This window comes from Anaerospora sp. (assembly GCF_032013335.1).
Classification (GTDB): Bacteria; Bacillota; Negativicutes; order Sporomusales; family DSM-15969; genus Anaerospora.
This window is the reverse complement of sequence record NZ_DALZUO010000003.1, coordinates 22565-39746: the sequence shown is the minus strand read 5'-3', so window position 1 is coordinate 39746 and position 17182 is coordinate 22565. Positions and strand designations below refer to the sequence as shown.

16 protein-coding genes are annotated in these 17182 nt (G+C 42.2%); 5 read left to right on the top strand and 11 right to left on the bottom strand.

From position 1 onward, the window contains the following. Positions 1-69: 69 nt before the first annotated feature. Both RTR76_RS03755 and RTR76_RS03750 read left to right on the top strand, forming a co-directional pair. Positions 70-1230 (top strand): oxalate decarboxylase family bicupin, encoded by a 1161-nt coding sequence (locus RTR76_RS03755; RefSeq protein WP_312516854.1) that lies wholly within the window; start codon positions 70-72, stop codon positions 1228-1230. Between the two features lie 101 nt (positions 1231-1331). Beyond that, positions 1332-2135, top strand: coding sequence for a 2-oxo acid dehydrogenase subunit E2 (locus tag RTR76_RS03750; RefSeq protein WP_312516852.1), 804 nt, complete (start codon positions 1332-1334; stop codon positions 2133-2135). A 28-nt stretch (positions 2136-2163) separates the two neighbouring features. On the opposite strand, the gene RTR76_RS03745 is transcribed toward RTR76_RS03750, so the two are convergent. Beyond that, positions 2164-3066, bottom strand: a complete 903-nt coding sequence (locus tag RTR76_RS03745; RefSeq protein WP_312516850.1) for a LysR family transcriptional regulator — start codon at positions 3064-3066, stop codon at positions 2164-2166. 128 nt (positions 3067-3194) lie between these two features. Between RTR76_RS03745 and RTR76_RS03740 the strand changes: the two genes are divergently transcribed. Continuing rightward, positions 3195-4463 (top strand): amino acid permease, encoded by a 1269-nt coding sequence (locus tag RTR76_RS03740; RefSeq protein WP_312516848.1) that lies wholly within the window; start codon positions 3195-3197, stop codon positions 4461-4463. A 4-nt stretch (positions 4464-4467) separates the two neighbouring features. Here RTR76_RS03740 and RTR76_RS03735 read toward each other — a convergent pair whose 3' ends face one another. Continuing rightward, a complete protein-coding gene (locus tag RTR76_RS03735; RefSeq protein WP_312516846.1) occupies positions 4468-4935 on the bottom strand; it encodes a pyridoxamine 5'-phosphate oxidase family protein in 468 nt (155 codons plus the stop codon). 139 nt (positions 4936-5074) lie between these two features. Further along, positions 5075-5635, bottom strand: coding sequence for an acyloxyacyl hydrolase (locus tag RTR76_RS03730; RefSeq protein WP_312516844.1), 561 nt, complete (start codon positions 5633-5635; stop codon positions 5075-5077). Between the two features lie 221 nt (positions 5636-5856). Here RTR76_RS03730 and RTR76_RS03725 point away from each other — a divergent pair, with 221 nt between their 5' ends. Then, positions 5857-6324 (top strand): MarR family transcriptional regulator, encoded by a 468-nt coding sequence (locus tag RTR76_RS03725; protein WP_312516842.1) that lies wholly within the window; start codon positions 5857-5859, stop codon positions 6322-6324. A gap of 10 nt (positions 6325-6334) precedes the next feature. Next, the gene (locus tag RTR76_RS03720; protein WP_312516840.1) at positions 6335-7552 is read left to right on the top strand and encodes an MFS transporter; all 1218 of its coding nucleotides are present in this window, start codon (positions 6335-6337) and stop codon (positions 7550-7552) included. Positions 7553-7635: 83 nt separating this feature from the next. Here RTR76_RS03720 and RTR76_RS03715 read toward each other — a convergent pair whose 3' ends face one another. The 8 genes from RTR76_RS03715 to RTR76_RS03680 all read right to left on the bottom strand — a co-directional run bounded on the left by RTR76_RS03715 (position 7636) and on the right by RTR76_RS03680 (position 17157). Then, positions 7636-8994, bottom strand: coding sequence for a citrate:proton symporter (locus RTR76_RS03715; RefSeq protein ID WP_312516837.1), 1359 nt, complete (start codon positions 8992-8994; stop codon positions 7636-7638). Positions 8995-9109: 115 nt separating this feature from the next. Continuing rightward, positions 9110-9814, bottom strand: a complete 705-nt coding sequence (locus RTR76_RS03710; RefSeq protein WP_312516835.1) for an RraA family protein — start codon at positions 9812-9814, stop codon at positions 9110-9112. Further along, on the bottom strand, positions 9807-10709 hold the full coding sequence (locus RTR76_RS03705; protein WP_312516833.1) for a DUF1932 domain-containing protein: 903 nt from the start codon (positions 10707-10709) through the stop codon (positions 9807-9809). Before RTR76_RS03705 ends, RTR76_RS03710 begins: the two co-directional genes overlap by 8 nt. 263 nt (positions 10710-10972) lie before the next feature. After that, positions 10973-12913, bottom strand: a complete 1941-nt coding sequence (locus RTR76_RS03700) for a sigma 54-interacting transcriptional regulator (protein WP_312516831.1) — start codon at positions 12911-12913, stop codon at positions 10973-10975. 180 nt (positions 12914-13093) lie between these two features. Then, a complete protein-coding gene (locus tag RTR76_RS03695; RefSeq protein WP_312516829.1) occupies positions 13094-13678 on the bottom strand; it encodes a hypothetical protein in 585 nt (194 codons plus the stop codon). Positions 13679-13833: 155 nt separating this feature from the next. Further along, on the bottom strand, positions 13834-14736 hold the full coding sequence (locus RTR76_RS03690; RefSeq protein ID WP_312517259.1) for a hypothetical protein: 903 nt from the start codon (positions 14734-14736) through the stop codon (positions 13834-13836). A gap of 260 nt (positions 14737-14996) precedes the next feature. Continuing rightward, a complete protein-coding gene (rsgA, locus tag RTR76_RS03685; RefSeq protein ID WP_312516827.1) occupies positions 14997-16082 on the bottom strand; it encodes a ribosome small subunit-dependent GTPase A in 1086 nt (361 codons plus the stop codon). Between the two features lie 334 nt (positions 16083-16416). Then, on the bottom strand, positions 16417-17157 hold the full coding sequence (locus tag RTR76_RS03680; protein ID WP_312516825.1) for a transposase: 741 nt from the start codon (positions 17155-17157) through the stop codon (positions 16417-16419). Positions 17158-17182 lie beyond the last annotated feature (25 nt).

Here is a 17182-nt window from a genome sequence, read left to right as displayed (position 1 = left end):
CGCAAGCAAGTTCCCATCTTTTATAAATTTACATAAAATATAACATAAATTTTAAAAGGAGAATGCGTTATGGCTAAACGCTTTTGGAATCAGCCTGAGTGCGAAGATATACCTCAGCCAATACGAGATGATGGCGCCGGAGCACTTGATCTTGGTCCACGCAATGTCTTGCGTGACCTGGAAAATCCAGATATGTTTATCCCGCCGAAAACTGATGCAGGCTTAATTCCCAATTTAAAGTTTTCTTTTTCTGATGCTCATATGACCCTAAATCACGGTGGCTGGTCGCGGGAAGTGACGATACGAGAGCTGCCTGTTGCAACTACTTTGGCAGGAGTCAATATGGCGCTGACACCGGGCGGTGTAAGGGAAATGCACTGGCACTCACAGACAGAATGGGCGTATGTACTGAAAGGTAGCGCTCGTATCACTTCAGTAGATCAGGATGGTCGTAACTTCATTGGCGATATATTCACCGGCGATCTCTGGTTCTTTCCCGAAGGAATCCCTCATACCATCAAGGGACTGGAAAATGGCTGCGAATTTTTGCTCGTCTTCAACGACGGCAATTTTTCCGATCTTAATACTTTCTCTATTTCTGACTGGTTTGCCCATACACCTAAGGATATATTATCCGCTAACTTCGGTGTTCCCAAGAGCGCTTTTGCTAATATTCCTTCTAAACAACGCTATATTTACCAGTCAAGCGTACCTGGTTCGCTACAGAGTCAAAAAGTCCCTGACCCTTTCGGTACTGTCCCCTTAAGTTTTAAGCACAGGCTGCTCGCTCAGGAACCACTTGTTTATCCTTACGGCACAGTACGTATCGTTGATTCTACCAACTTCCCTATCTCAACGACAACAGCTGCCGCTCTGGTAGAAGTCAAACCGGGAGGCATGCGCGAAATGCATTGGCACTTCGACGATGAATGGCAGTATTATATCTCCGGTGCTGGGCGAATGACAGCTTTTGCCGCTAACGGCAACGCCCGCACCTTTAATGTGCAAGCCGGAGACGTCGGGTACATCCCTTTCCCCTACGGCCATTATGTACAGAATACCGGTGAATGCAGTCTCTGGTTCCTGGAAATATTCCGGGCTGCCCGTTATGCCGATATGTCACTCAACCAATGGATGGCGCTGACACCTCCCGAGCTGGTACAAAGCAACCTGCACCTGGGAGCGAATTTTATTAACAGTCTGCGAAAAAACAAAGTGGAAATTGTGTAATTTGCCTTTAGCTCACTAGGAATACAGCGGGCTTAGCTGGAAATACTCCCTTTAACTACTATCGCACTTTGAATACACTTTAGAATAAAGAAGAGGTGGCTATGAAAGAACACGAGCCATATACAATTAAAGAAATCCCTTCCAGCAGGCAGTCCACCTTTGATATCGGCTATCTCGGAGTTAGAAATCATCATATGAAGGCACTCCTGGAGTTGGATGTCACACATGGCAGAGAGTTGATTAGGCATTATCGAGGCAGCAATAAAGAACCCATATCTTTTACAGGCTGGATCATGAAATGCATAAGCCAGGCTGTTGCCGAACACAAGTCTGTCCACGGTATCCGAAAAGGTAAGGATGAGCTGGTCATTTTTGATGATGTTGATATTTCCATCATTGTTGAGAAAGAAATTAACGGTGAAAAGGTCCCCTTGCCTCTGGTAATCAGAAAAGTAAATGAAAAAACACTGCAAGACATTCAGGATGAAATTTTGACTGCCAAAGAGCAAACTATAGAAACTACTGAGGATTATGTACTAGGCAATCATCCGTACAAATGGGTCATGCGCTTCTACCTTACACTGCCCCAATTTCTCCGAATTATGATTTGGAAGCATATTTTAAAAAACCCTTTTCTCATGAAGAACACGGCTGGAACGATTGTTGTAACTTCTGTTACAGCAATTGGAAATGCAAAAGGCTGGGTAATTCCGGTCAGCATTCATCCAATCTGCTTCGCTTTGGGTTCACTTGTGAAGAAACCGGGAGTTTTCGAGGGTGAAATTGCAATTAGAGAATATTTATATATGACGGTATTACTCAATCACGATGTCATTGATGGAGCCCCGGCTGCACGGTTTATTTCGCGGTTATCCGGCTTAATCGAAAGCGGCTATGGCATATGAGAAATAACAAAAGTACCCGCACGACTTTTCAGGAGTCCTGCGGGTTTTTAATTATTTTGGACAATATTAAGTTTTCCAAAGCCGCTAATGGTGGTGACAACCATTTATCCCGATGGAAAACCATCTGTGCTTCAATTGCAATGGCTACATCACGCAAATTAAGGCTAACTAAGTCACCGCGTTTTAGCTCTTCATCCACCGCAATTCTCGGCAGCAACGATACCCCGAGACCGTTCTTAACGCACTGCTTAATAGATTCAAGACTGCCAAACTCCAAAATAGTATTGGCCCCAACCTGTTTTTGCTCAAGCAGGCGTTTTAAATCCATCGGATAGCCGCAATATCCTTCCGGCAATAGCAGTGTCTGGCCGGTAAGATCATGCAAGTGCAATACCGCCGTAGCGGAAAGCGGATGATCAGGAGCTGCAATAAACACAGTTTCTCCTTGAAAGAGCATCCTTTGCCGCAACTGAGGCTGCTTAGATTCATCATTAAGCCCAAAGGCAACATCAATGCTGTTCTGTTGCAGCCATTGGGGAAAATCCACACAATTCCCTACTTTAATATTGATTTGAACATGAGGATAAAGGGATCTAAATTCTTTCAACAGCGGTGGAAGCCAAAACGCACATAGTGTTTCTGCTGCTCCTACGACAATTGAGCCGGCATACTTTTCTTCATTATTGAATAAATGCTTAATCTCTTGGGCATCTCTTATCAAACGTTCAGCAAACGGCAGCAGTTTCTCCCCCTGCCCCGTCAAAAACACTTTTCTACCGATACGCTCAAAAAGCTGCACTCCAAGATAGTCTTCAAGACTATGAATTTGCTCGGATATGGTCGACTGTGAGTAATTAAGCGTCCGGGCAGCTTCCCCAAAGTTCAGCAGGCGGGCAACTGCAATAAAAGTCTCTAAGTGTTTTATATACATCTCATCACACCAATCGGAAAAACCGATCATTCCGTTCTAAATAATCGTCTTATCAGTATGTTATCCTTATGATAAGATATAAACAGCTTTTTCGCAATAAGAATCTAAATTACAGGGGAGATTGGATCATGGCCCAACAAATCGAACTTAGAAAAAGCATTACCTGGATTCAAGGCTCAGCATTGACGATCGGAGCTGTTCTTGGTGCAGGTATTCTGGTTCTTCCTGCGGTCACTGCTTCTATGGCTGGCCCTGCGTCCATCCTCAGCTGGCTTTTCATGGGGCTTCTCTCTTTGCCAATGGTTATCGTTATCGGAATAATGTCTTCCCGTTTTCCTGATTCAGGAGGAATGGCCACCTATGTACGCCAGGGAATCGGTAATACTGCCGGTTATATAACAGGCATCCTCATGCTGACTGCTATGCCATTTGGCATGCCTGTTACCGCATTAATCGGTGCAAATTATCTCGGCAGCGTTTTTAATTGGTCGCCGGCAGGCATACACGTTGCAGCAGCTGGCCTCTTACTGATTGCCATAACGCTTAACTACAGAGGCATTGAGCTTTCCGGCCGGACACAAATCGGCGTAATAACCGTTATCCTCTTTATCCTCACCTTTGCTGTCTGGTCGGCTATTCCTCAAATGCAAGCAACAGCCTTTACTCCTTTTCTTCCTCATGGCTGGATACCGGTAGGTCAGGCAATGGCTCTCATCTTCTTCGCATTTATCGGCTGGGAAATGATCGGAAATTTGGCCGAAGAATTTAAAAACCCATTGAGAGATCTTCCTTTGAGCTTAGGAGTATCGGTATTAGTGGTTAATGGTTTGTATTTTTCAGTAGCATTCATAACAGTAGGAACAAATATTTATCATTCAGATAACCCGCTCACTGCTATGGTAACACTGGTAGCATACCGCTGGGGTAATATGGCGGGAAGCTTAATTGCCTTCCTGGGCTTCATTGCCTGTTATTGTCCTATCCATACCTTCATTGCAGGTTTTTCCCGTCTCGTATATGCACAGGCAAGGGATGGCAATCTCCCTGCTTATTTCGGCAAATTGCATCCACGATTTCAAACCCCTTATACTGCATTACTCCTGTTTGCCCCGATTTATACCATTATCCTATTATTCAGCTATGGTCTATCGTGGGACTTAAAACCACTCATCACCATTCCCTGCGCAAACTTTCTTGCAGTATACACCGTAGGAATGATTGCTTCAGCCCGTATTGTCTCCGAAAGATGGGCTAAATGCCTTGCCTGGCTAAGTGCATTACTATCAGGAATTGTCTTCTTATTTTCAGGATGGTTTGTACTTTTTCCCCTCACCGTGACACTGATTCTCCTCTATCAACAACACCGGCGCAAGCACACTCCAGGCAAGTGTTTATAAAATATTACGATCTTGCTTTCCCAGTCATGTTGCGGACTACAATCTTAAGTACCTTCGTTTTTTCGAAGGCGTTATCAATATATTGCAAGCCTGCCTCATAGAACTCTGGGCTATATTTTTTTATGAAGCCGATAAGTGCACTGCGTTTTTCCTCAGGATTTTCTACAACAGCAGCCTCCCCGAATACCACAGCTGACTTGTATTTAGTTGAAAATGCAGCCGGCAATACCTCTACTGCATCAACAACAGTAAAGCAAACCCGATTATTAGTAATGATATTATCCAGCTTTTCACCTTCCGTAGCACAATGCAGGTAAATTGCATTATTCATATAAACAAAGCTTATGGGAACTCCATAGGGATTACTATCCTTTCCTACAGTTGATAATACTCCATACTGGACGTTGTCCAAAAGTACGGCTGTATCTATCTCCGCCATTAATCTGTCAGATCTTCTCATTTTTCTAAACATATGTATCCCTCCAGATTTAACTTGAGTTATTTATATAAAGGTACAATAAAATCAACTTTTATAACAGCACCATTTTCAACATTTAATAAAACGCCTCAGAAATATAGCATTTCTGCAGGCGTTTTATTCTGGCACTGCTTTAAAAGTTGGAAGTGAAGCCCACCGAAAGCCCATAGGCATCATAAGATGGGTTATCGTTTTTTAAACCATTCGAAACGTGCATTACCATATATCCCACATTCACTGCAGAATGATCATTGATTTTATAAATAAAACGCGGTCCGACTCGCCACATGAAGTTATACTGCTTTCCTCCGGCCGGAAAGGTTTTGTCATATAAAATAAGTCCGCCGCTGATATCAAAGGCAGTCGTCAGTTTTCCCGAGCCGGCTTTTTCAAAGCGAACCATATAGCTTGGACCAACGCCGACTGCCGAGCTTGCTTGCTGCCTATTCTCATAAAAAATATCCCCATAGGGCCGGGTAATGGTTATGCCTCTATACAAAGAACGATCTTTAGTTTCAGAGAACTTCTTCATCACATGCAGTGTTACCGTATTAAGATCACGATCACTGTGAAAAGGAATCAGATAGTCCCAGTCCACTTCTGCCTGCGAATCAGCCGCGTTACAAAATGACATTCCAGACAAAAGTATTAGTAAAACAGTCATGGCCATTACTAGACAGATACATCTACGCATAATAAGACGCCCCTCGCTTAGAATTAACAACCTTTTCGCCAACAAACATCCATTTATTCCCTTTTAAAAGAACATTGCTAGTATTCGATATCCGAACGATTTTCCCTGTTAAGCTAAGAAAAAAACTACCTGTCTTTTTTAACCTCTATCAGTCTGTTTGACAGATAAAACATTTGCCTTTATACTATTAGTTACCTAGTTAACTAATAGGAGATTTAAATATGGATACCACTGAAAACCTGCTGCATCAGTTGTTTCAGACTGTACGCATTATTTCCAAAGGATTAAATTACTGCTTAGAGCCGTATGACTTATATAGCTCAGAATGGTCAATTATTACGACTTTAAAACAAACAGGTCCAATAACACAAGGTACTTTAGCAAGCTATTTAAATATTGAGCCGCCTGCTGTGTCACGGAGCTTGGTCAAGCTTGAAAAGAAAGGCTTCATTACACGAACTCCCGGCCTGGACAAGCGGGAAAAAAACGTCTGCCTGAGCGCCGTGGCTTTACAACAATACTCTAAGTGGCAGGAAATCTCCGGACTTCACAGACAGGCCATTTTAGAGGCTTTATCGGAAGATGACAGAAATGAACTGACCCGCCTGCTGAAGACCATTCACCAAACTGCACAGCAATACGAAGCTGGTTCGTCAATCACGAACACTTTTAACATAAATACATTATAAATAGAATGGAATGATATCGTTGCATAATTCAAAGCAAAAATTGTGGACCAAAAATTATGTCCTGCTGCTATTAGGCAATTTACTCCTTTATCAGGGTATCCTGATGCTGATTCCTTCCTTTCCTGTGTATATGAAACAAATTGGCGGAAACGATTTGCAGGCCAGTCTTCCTTTCGCCGTTTTTTCAATCTCCGCCCTTATTGTCCGTGCCCTCAGCGGAAATGCAGCAGATACCTTGGGCAGAAGGCCCCTCTTGCTGGCAGGCCTGTTGATTCTAATTCTTTTTAACTCCTCGTATTTCTTCGTTTCCACTATCGGAGTCATTCTTGTCTTACGTTTTTGTCAGGGAATCGGCTGGGGCATGGCCTCAACGACCTTTGCAACAATTATGTCTGATATTGTTCCTGCCAATCGCCGCGGCGAAGGCACAGGTTATTTTGCCTTATCCATTATTTTGGCAACATCACTCGCCACGATTGCAGGCATTGAGATTATGAAGCATTATGACTTTACGACTCTGCTTCTCGTATCTACATCTTTAGCCGTAATCGGGATGCTGTTGACATTGGGAATATCAATTGCACCAATCAAGCAGCTTGCCAAAGCTTCCCACAAAAACAAATCACTCACCTGGAGTGACTTGTTTGAAAAAAGTGCACTTTTGCCATCTGTGCTTTGCTTTTTACATTCCATTACTCTTGGTGGCATTATGAGCTTCCTGATGCTGTATGGCGCAGAAATCGGTGTCGAAAACACCTGGATTTACTTTGCCGGACATGTTGCCATGATTTTAATCAGCAGACCCTTTGCCGGTAAGCTGTTTGATCAAAAGGGGCATACTGTTGTGATTATCCCGGGAGTCATTTTGATGATAACCGGCCTGACACTACTATCCTATGCAACCTCAGAGTCGTCTTTACTGATTGCATCTTTGTTCTATGGATTGGGCTATGGAGCTGCGCATCCCTCCTTACAAGCCTGGGCAATTAACCGCTCACCAGCTAACCGCAAAGGCGCCGCCAACGGTACATTTTTATCATCGCTGGATTTAGGCTATGCGGTTGGTGCTGTAGTGCTTGGGCTTATTGCCACACATACGAATTACGCCGTAATGTATCGGGTTTCGGTACTCTTTTTAATTGCCTTCGCGGGAATATACGGATGTCACGTAATAAAAAACCGGCAGGAATATCAGGACCAGCACAACTACAACAAGAATATTGCCTGAAGAGTAAAGAACATCGCTCACTGGGCAAATTGATACAAAAAAGCATGCATCATTAATTGGTGCATGCTTTTGCAGCATTATCCCTATAAGGGTAATTGGCCTGTGAGAACAGCCGTAATGATAAATAGGAAGAACATGGGTATCGACCATTTAAAGAACTCTTTTTGATAATCGCCAAAGCTCATTTCGGTTCTATCCATTAATAAAAACAGCCATGGAACGGTAGGACTTGCATAGCGGAGAGCCTGCCCCATAAAAGATGCCATGCCAATTTCGCTGGGAGATATGCCGAACTGATAGGCAAGCGGAGCAACGACCGGAAGGATGCCAAAATAATACGCATCCACAGGCAATGCATAGCAAGCCAGCGCTCCCAGAAAAGCAAAGATGAAAGCTGTATGACTGCCTAAGGAGTCCGGTATCAGGCTAGCCATATGCTTGGCTATCGCCTCTGCCATACCGCTGCCATTTAAAATGCCCAAAAAGCAGCCAGCCGCGATAATTATTGAAGTTACAGCAATGGCTTCGCCACCGTTTGCCGTAATACGCTCACGCTGTTCCTTGGCATTATAATTAATTGCCAGGGCTATCGCCGTACCAATCAAAAATACAAAAGCCCCGCTAACCCATCCTAAAATCAGAGTCAACAACATAATAACGGTAAGCAGCAAGTTGAACAGGAACTTACTGGGTCGCTTCAACTCTTTATCATTGTTTTCGATAACAGCTACCATTTCCGCTATTTGATCTTGCGATACTACCGCATTTACACCAGGGATAAAACCAAGTCTCTTTCTTTCGTTTTTCCCCATCAAATAGGCCATGAAAAATATATAAATAAAAGAAACCCCTAAAATCGGCAGCATAGCGACAAATAAATCATTTACTTCCACATTCAGTACGGCCGCCGCTCGCGCCAGAGGTCCACCCCAGGGCAAACAGTTGCCCAAACCGGTAGGAAGAATAATTAACATAGCCAAATTGGATAATTTCATCCCCATTTGTTTATACAAAGGTACAAAAGCCGCAGTGATAATTAAAATGGTTGTTGTTCCGTCGCCATCAAGGGTAACAACACTTGCCGTAAACGCGGTTACCATAATAATTTTTAAAGGATCGCCTTTTGCTTTTCTGATTAAATAAGTGCAAAGCGGATCAAATAGACCAACATTCATCATTAAGCTAAAATAAAGAATTGCAAACAAAATCATGATTGTTGTATTCATTGTGCCTAGTTTTACCTTACCTTTGGCATCAACCGTATAAAACAGGCCTTCTCTTACCCAGGTAAGGATCTTTTCGACAGGTATACCATTTAATAAGCAGGCAAGAACACCCGCTGTCAGCGATACAACAATTAAACCGGTAAAGGGTGATAACTTCCGCTTAATGACTAAAACTAAAAATACAAGGATCAGCAAATACCCTAAAATCGTTAACATTTATCCCCTCTCCTAACACTTCAAGTATGGTACACCGTTATCTTTTCTCTCTAAATTAACAGCTTAAATGGCACTAAAGTGCCATTTAAGCAACAAGGTAATACCGAATGCAACCCTATTTTTTATTAATCATTTCAGTTACCCAGGCTGGAGCTAACTCAGGCAAAGGCTCCTGATTATTTTTGCATCTGACAAATTCCGCTATCGTTTCCCGGCGCTTTGCTTCATAAGCATCTTTTTTCTCAGCAGCAGCCAGCACTTCCTCAATCCGGTCACGAGGGATAACAGTAACACCATCATAATCACCAAGGATCAAGTCACCAGGCGTCACCTTCACGCCAGCACAATTCACTACCGTATTAATTTCACCGGGTCCTCTTTTGGCTGGACTTCTCTGCATAAGTCCTTTCGCATATATAGGAATAGACAGTTGAGACAAGCCTACCTTATCACGGACATAGCCATCAATAATAATTCCGTTTAACCCGACGGCTTCTGCTGCACTGCCCATCAGATCCCCCATATAGCATCTTTCGGTATAGCCTTTACCGGCAACAACCAGTACATAACCGGGTTTACCTTGATAAATCGCGACATGAATCGGAAAATTGTCGCCATCTTCCGTATCGACAGTGCAAGCTGTACCAATTAAAATTTTATCGCTATCTAATGGCAGCAGACTGGCATCCATACAGCCATTGCGTTCTATGCCCAGCGCTTCCATACCGTCACACAGCTGTGCAGGGCTTAATTTTTTCACCCGGTCAATAATTTCCTGAGGAATTAAATCAGGAAGACTTTTATAATTAACTTTATTCATCAATAGCACCTCTTTCTTTATTTTCTATCAGCGAATATATCGCATCTTGGTAATTCATCTTATCACCATCTGCGCCAAGTAACTCCACCCAATTTCGTTCAGCCAGCCGGTCTAACTTGGCTACCGTCGCTTTTGACATGGCAGCATCAACTCCCAGACTTTCCAGCGTTGCAACCACATCCTGCATCTCCTCACTGCGGCGGGCGGCATGGATCATTGTGCGGGCAGTAAAGGTATCAGCCAGCTGCTCTACCGTCTTACCGTTAAGGGAGCTGGCAAGGGAGTCCACCAATGTGTTCAGCACACCATATTTCACAGCAGCCTCAAACGATTCAAACATCAATTGTGGAAGACCTTTCATGATTACGCTTTTAAACATCTTAATAGCCGAAGCTCCTCCAGCTTTTGCATCAAGCACAGTCAGTTTCATGCCATATGGGGAAAATGCCTCCGCAAAATTTGCGGCCCCGTCACCAGCTAAAAACATAGGCACCTTGTGCTTATTGCCAGGTACTGTCCCCATAACGGCAGCATCACAAACCATGACACCTTCATTGCGGGGGATCTGAGCAATATCAGCCTTGATGGTTGGCGCAGCTGAATTCATATCAATGTAGACCTGTTCTGCCTTAAGCCGGGGAATAACCAGCTCGGCAATAGTAAGAGCAGTATTGGCACTGGTTAGACAAGCAATAAATTCACCTGCCTGACAGGCACCTTCCAAACTTTCAAATAATTCTACACCAACTTCTGCAGCGCGCTGTTGAATTAAACCTCCCAATTGTGGATCTGCCGCATTCCTGTCATATGCGCCTATATCTATTAAACCCTCTGCTTTTAGTCCACTTGCAATATTATAGGCCGCTTCTCCAAAACCAATAAATACTAATCGCATAACTATGCTCCTCCTTCTGCACTACTGCATGCATTTCTAACTAATAGCAAAAAGTATGCCAGATAAAAAAGCTGATCCTCATTGAGAATCAGCTTTTAGACAGCAGAACGCCATAAGCCTGATAAAACCACCATTTATTTGATAAAATAATCTTAATATTTTATTGATTTATCATTATTTTGTCTATTGCCCTACAACTATTTTCATTGCAATATATTGCAAAACATTTCATATTCTTCAGAGATGAAAACAATTGAAAAGTACTATTTTTTGTAACGGACTAACTCAAAATAATGCGGATCGCTTTCTGTAATTTTTTTCATTTTTCGCCATAAAGTGGTCGTGCTAATCCCAAGTTGCTTTGCGGCAGCAGCTTTATTGCCATTCATTCTATATAGAATCTGATAAATAAACTCTTTTTCTGTCACACTTCCGCTGTCAGTCGCTGCAGCCAAAATCTCAGGCAAGTTGTCGCCACTAGGAATGGTAATATCATCAGCAACTTCCAGCACTAGTTTTTTATCAATTATGCCGTTATCACACATAACAGCTAATCGTTCCACAATGTTGCTCAACTGCCGAATATTGCCACTCCACTCACAAGATGCCAGTAGCTCTAAAGCCTCCTCTGTAATATCACAGAGCTGTAAATTGGCATTTTTCAAAAAGCAGCGTGTAAGCTCAGAAATATCTTCCCGCCGTTCATTAAGGGTTGGGAGGCGTAATTTTAGCACACATAAGCGATAAAAGAAATCTTCACGAAATACGCCTTGTTTAACTAAATCATTCAAATTTTTATTGCTTGCAGTAATGATCCGAATATCAACTGGAGTAACCTTATCATCACCAATGCGAATTACTTTTCGCTCTTGTATGACACGGAGCAGTTTCAACTGGACATCCAACGGCGTTTCACTTATTTCATCTAAAAAAATTGTTCCCTTGTGGGCTAATTCGAATATTCCCGGTTTTCCTTCGCTAAGCGCCCCCGTAAATGCCCCTTTTACGTAACCAAATAATTCACTTTCCAGGACACTGGGCGGAAATGCTGCGCAGTTAATCGCTACAAAAGGCGCCTGTTTCCGGCCGGAGGCATTGTGGATACTTTGCGCAAACATTTCTTTACCTGTTCCTGTACCACCGACAATCATAACTGTGCTATCCACTGCGGCAAATTTAAGTGCCAATTTCTTAGCTGCCTGAATGGCCGGACTGGAGCCGACAATATCAGCGAATGTTTTATCGGCAGAATGCTTTTGTGCAAGCACCCGCCGCATTTTGTGTTCAATGTTTTGAATCTCGGTTTGCTTTTGCAGTGTCATTACAGCACCTATCACATTCTGGTCCAGTTTAATCGGATCAATGCTGATAATAAGCGAGTGTTTGCCGGTTGATAATAAAGCCCCGCGGATAGGTTCACCCTTAGTAAGGACATCGGAAAAATAGCTTTTCTTTATTACACTGTCAATAGGCTGTCCATAGCGCAATGTCTCAAAATACCGGTTTACTTCGGCATTCATATTCGTAACTATGCCCTTATGATCAATGCTGATAATGCCTTCTGATACACAGTTTAAAATGGCCCGGGTCAATTCATAGCGACTTTGCAATTCTAAGCCTTTACGAATTTTTTCCTCTTCAATCTTTAGAAAATGGAGGGCGGCATGAATGGCATCTTGGATGGCATCCTGATCAGCAGTGGTCATGATATATTGAATATTCCGCTTCATTACCGCTTTTTCCAAAGATAGGCCACCGATAGCCACCTCGATCCCCAAGGCAGCCAATTCATCTAATTTCTTTTCGGTAGCTTCTGTTCCTAGCAGTGGATTAATCGGGAAAACTAACGCATCGGTTAAAAACGGTTTAGATTTGGTTAAGATGTTCATGTAGCCTTCAGATGTAGCTAAAAAAGCAATTTTGTCAGAAATACGGCGAGCCTTTTGATAACTGGAATAGCAATCAAAAAATGTATGCTGTACATCAACAATCGGTATATTTAACCGACTGCGTAACACTCGCGCCGTATTCCCACGGCTGATAATTACAGATATTCCCTTAGCAATTAGTTCTTTCGCAGCATCCAGAGCATCTTCTTGCGAAGCTTGCCTAATTGCAAAAGCTAAGCCTCTTTCCTCAATCTTTTTTCGTATTAACTGAGTTAGAGTACTTGATGGTGAAATGATTCCTATTTTAGGCGCCATTTTTTGTCTCCTTGCACAACGAGAAGTTTAAAAACTACAGCTCAACTTCTGCCTTCATGCGCAAGGTTCCTTCCATTTCTTTTTACAAAAAAGAAATGGCCTCGAAGTTTTATTCTTCAAGGCTCTACCATTGTGTATATGCATAGCTTATGCCACTTCATTTTTTCAAAAAACTTGCATTTAAACCGTGATATTAACACGTTTATTCTTTTTTCGGTGATCAGCCTGCTGTTTCTCAATTCTTTCCTCGATTTGCGCCTTGGCCTCCGCGCTTTTCCGGCGTACAGCCACTTCTGCCGCCGCAATCCCGTATTGCGCTGCTTCCTGCAGATCGCGATCAACAGCAGACACATAGCTTCGCTCTTTTGGGGTGCCGTCGCTAAAAGCACTAATAGTTACTTCTCCCGGATAGTCAGCCTTATTGGCAGCTGATAGGATTTTACTCATGCTTCTATTTACTAATAAGCGCTCATGCTTGGCCAGCGCCCGTTCCCTGTCCCTCTCCTTTTTAGCGAAAGCAGCTTCTCTTTCCACCCTTTCTTTCTCCAGTCTTTGGGATACCTCATCATATATCCCCTGGGCAAGCTGCCGGTCAACTGCAGCCAGCTCTTGCATGTCCTGTTTTAACTCATCCGGTTTGCCGGCATCTATTTTCTGCTGCAATTTCTGTAGAGCATTGCTACGTTGTTCCCGTAAGACCGCCATATTATTCTTGGGCGAAAGAGTAGCCAATAAGTTATTTAAACCAGTTTGATTAATCGCCATACTCCCACTCCATCCGTACTGTTCTACTTATACTATCGAACGTTTCTAGAAAATAATAAGTTTTATTGTCACAATTATATCATTCAGATGTAACGAACCCCCGTAAGCCTATTATAAGCTTCGGGGGTTCGTTGCACGCTAGCACAATTGTGAAGTTATATTTTACTCATCGGACTGATATCCGTTGCATTGTCACGCGCTTCTTGCGGTATTTCTATAGGACTTATTTGATTAAATTGCGAATATGTTGCCTGCATATGTAATGTTGACTTTGCTAAAAAATCTTCAATAGCTGCTCTATCTTTGGGCTCAGCTATATCCAAAAACAAACCTGCTCCTTTGCGAATCGGTTCTGTTAAATCAAATTCAAATTCTTTTATCATTTTTGTTGCTTTGTCAACTTTAACAATATACTTGATATCACCGGCAGCTAACAAGGCAAGCCGTCCTACCGCAGCCGCTCTTTGCATATCCTTATTCTGCATTTTATCTTGTTTGACAGTTGCACCAACAGCATCACTTACTTCGATCATATCCAAAGTTACTTCCATGTATTTGAAAGTTGGTGTTTCCCTTATCAGCTTTACTGATTTAATAAATTTTAGCATCTCAGCTTGAGAATTGAACTTTTCATCAGCAGCAAGGCTCGCCTTCATGACAGGATCAACCGGCAGCATTTGTTTGACCCAGGTTTGATTAACAAACATATACATCATTAAATTACCCTGGTATTGCTCTACATACTGCTTGACCAGCATGGTATTTTCGTTATTCAGCATATCACGATACGTAATGCTAGCATCATTTTTCATACTCAGCGGTTTATCCTGAGCATCCCCATTAACAACAGTTTCTACTGTTCCCAGCGGGGTGTCTGCCTTAATGGATACATCATAGTGAACACTGCTTATCTTGGCCATGTTTTTGTAGACATCATATAAGTAGGCTTTTTCCGGCGGCAGTTTTTCCGCAGCAAATGCAAACGATGTGTGCATTGCTACAAACAGTAAACTCCCTAGCAAAGCAGCTCCCCATTTAAACTTTCGCAAAAATCCCATCAAATTATCAGACTCCCTTCCATTACTTTCTCTTCAACCATACATTACCAGTATATGATACTTGCATACCGTTTACAATCCAAGCATGGAAGAGAGTCTTTTCTAATTATGAGGTATATGGAACTAGTTAATGTCCTCTCCAATTTAATCAAAAAAGTTACCCTGAAGCAAACACTTGCTTCAGGGTATTTCACTACTTTTTCAGTATTCATACACACTACAAAATCGGGTCCCGTCTTCTGCCTAATCAGAGTCCCCTATTAAAAAACCTGCCTTTTCTTATTTTTTTCTTTGAGAAACTTTCGTGCATTTTTCATGCCGCCCACTTCTGAGAACATGGCAGTTAACTTTTCCGTCTCAATCTGTTTAGAATTTAAGCCCTCATACTTAGCCTCTTTTTTTAGTTTCAAATAATTTGCAAGCCTCTCCTCCGGCAAAAGACCATCTTTTATGGCCCTTTGTACCGCACAATGGGGCTCACTTGTATGAGTACAATCATGAAATTTACACTTTGTTGCCAGTTCACCAATATCAGAAAAGGTTTTTGATAAGTCAGCACTTTCAATCCCAATTTCTCTCATCCCCGGAGTGTCAATGACAATGCCACCTCTCGGAAGAACAAAGAGTTCCCGCCTGGTAGTAGTATGCCTGCCTTTATCATCATTTCTTATTTTTTGGGTTTCAAGGGTATTTTCACCCATGAGTCTGTTAATCAAGGTTGATTTTCCAACACCAGACGAACCAATGAATGCAATAGTTTTTCCACTACCAATATAACTTTTAACAGATGAGTATCCATCCTCACTCATACTGGAAGTAACAAGCACATCAACACCACAGGCAACAGCATTCAGTTCCAACAGCTTTTGAGGGAGATTATCACATAAGTCAGCCTTCGTAAGCACGATAACCGGAATTGCCCGACTATCCCAGGCAACTGCAAGATAACGTTCTAATCTACGAAGATTAAAATCATTATTAAGCGACATACATATAAAAACTGTATCAATATTCGAAGCTACCACCTGTTCATCGTTCGATGTCCCTGCAGCTTTTCTAATAAAGGCGCTTTTTCTTGTCAGAACGTGGTGAATAATTGCATTCCCGCAGTTATCATCATTTCGGTCAAGCATAACGAAGTCACCAACAGCAGGGTACTCCGATAAAGTTCTGCTAGCAAAACGAAGCTTCCCTGAAATTGTTGCCGCTAACTCACCAGTTTCTGTTATAACCTTGTATAGGTCCTTATATTGGGAAACTACTCGCCCGACATAAAGACTGGCATATAATGCAGACTCAGTAATAAATCTTTGGCTGAGTCCTAAATTTGTCATATCTTTACTCAATTTTTTAATCCTCCAAAAGTGTTATACAGTAACTCTTGGGAGGTCTATACACTAAATTATTTTGTATGCACCTCCCGCCTTGTTACAATATCCAGCATATTATTGTTAAACATAATAACACTCCTTTCATTATTCATTATGCAGTCTACATTTGAAAAAACTGGTGTTTATGCAAACTGAGCTTCCGTCTAATTACATTATAACACACTAAAAGACAACCGCTATTTACCGGTTACGCACATGGCACGATCATCCTGCACTGGAGCCGTTTGCTATAGTCCAGACAAGCAGCATTTAGCATCGATAAGGGACAGTGGGGGACGTTCCTTTTTTGTCAACTTTTTGCTACAACACCTCGTGAAATGCCGGTCACTCTCTCGATCTGCCGGATTGATAAGCCTGTCTCTTTTAATTCTCTCAGCATAGAATCACGCTCAGCTTTTGCCCATGAGCCAATCTCGTGCGGCTCACGCCCATGAGTATAATGCATAATCCTACGACGTATTTCATTGTTATTAATACTGATCTTTCCTGAAATCTCAAAATCATCATCTGACTCTACCCGATGCAAGCGGATCCATTCATCACGCCCAATCAATTCTAACGCAAATGCAGTATCAGTTAATCCTCCGCCTAATAGATATTCTCTATAACTACTAAACGGGTATGCTTCAAGTTTATTCACTAGCCCAGCCTTTAGCGGATTCTGGTGAATATAGCGTTGTAATGGAATAAAGTATTCGTCTACCTCAACTGGCATACTTCTATACCGATTCGCTATTAACGCCCCACTACGCTGATATTTGCGGTTAAAGTACATTGCATATTTAGTCAATAATCGCTTCATAATTAATGATATGTCTCCGACCTGTTTTTCCCGTAGTAAAAGATGCACATGATTACTCATCAAACAATAGGCATACACCTCAAAGACAAGGGCTATTTTCAGGTCGTGCAAACTTTTCAAAAAGTAGATATAATCACTCTCATCTTCAAAAACGTGTTGATGATTGATCCCTCGAAGCACGATATGATAAAAACCACTGTTACTTAATTGTCGCGCTTGCCTCGCCATTGCTGATCACCTCTAATGATAAATA

Excerpts from the sequence above, each read along its gene's own strand:
- RTR76_RS03715 (WP_312516837.1), bottom strand. The coding sequence starts at position 8,994 with ATGTTAACGATTTTAGGGTATTTGCTGATCCTTGTATTTTTAGTTTTA.
- RTR76_RS03725 (WP_312516842.1), top strand. The coding sequence starts at position 5,857 with ATGGATACCACTGAAAACCTGCTGCATCAGTTGTTTCAGACTGTACGC.
- RTR76_RS03690 (WP_312517259.1), bottom strand. The coding sequence starts at position 14,736 with ATGGGATTTTTGCGAAAGTTTAAATGGGGAGCTGCTTTGCTAGGGAGT.
- RTR76_RS03735 (WP_312516846.1), bottom strand. The coding sequence starts at position 4,935 with ATGTTTAGAAAAATGAGAAGATCTGACAGATTAATGGCGGAGATAGAT.
- RTR76_RS03700 (WP_312516831.1), bottom strand. The coding sequence starts at position 12,913 with ATGGCGCCTAAAATAGGAATCATTTCACCATCAAGTACTCTAACTCAG.
- RTR76_RS03695 (WP_312516829.1), bottom strand. The coding sequence starts at position 13,678 with ATGGCGATTAATCAAACTGGTTTAAATAACTTATTGGCTACTCTTTCG.
- RTR76_RS03745 (WP_312516850.1), bottom strand. The coding sequence starts at position 3,066 with ATGTATATAAAACACTTAGAGACTTTTATTGCAGTTGCCCGCCTGCTG.
- RTR76_RS03720 (WP_312516840.1), top strand. The coding sequence starts at position 6,335 with ATGATATCGTTGCATAATTCAAAGCAAAAATTGTGGACCAAAAATTAT.
- RTR76_RS03750 (WP_312516852.1), top strand. The coding sequence starts at position 1,332 with ATGAAAGAACACGAGCCATATACAATTAAAGAAATCCCTTCCAGCAGG.
- RTR76_RS03705 (WP_312516833.1), bottom strand. The coding sequence starts at position 10,709 with ATGCGATTAGTATTTATTGGTTTTGGAGAAGCGGCCTATAATATTGCA.
- RTR76_RS03680 (WP_312516825.1), bottom strand. The coding sequence starts at position 17,157 with ATGGCGAGGCAAGCGCGACAATTAAGTAACAGTGGTTTTTATCATATC.
- RTR76_RS03740 (WP_312516848.1), top strand. The coding sequence starts at position 3,195 with ATGGCCCAACAAATCGAACTTAGAAAAAGCATTACCTGGATTCAAGGC.
- RTR76_RS03730 (WP_312516844.1), bottom strand. The coding sequence starts at position 5,635 with ATGCGTAGATGTATCTGTCTAGTAATGGCCATGACTGTTTTACTAATA.
- RTR76_RS03710 (WP_312516835.1), bottom strand. The coding sequence starts at position 9,814 with ATGAATAAAGTTAATTATAAAAGTCTTCCTGATTTAATTCCTCAGGAA.
- RTR76_RS03755 (WP_312516854.1), top strand. The coding sequence starts at position 70 with ATGGCTAAACGCTTTTGGAATCAGCCTGAGTGCGAAGATATACCTCAG.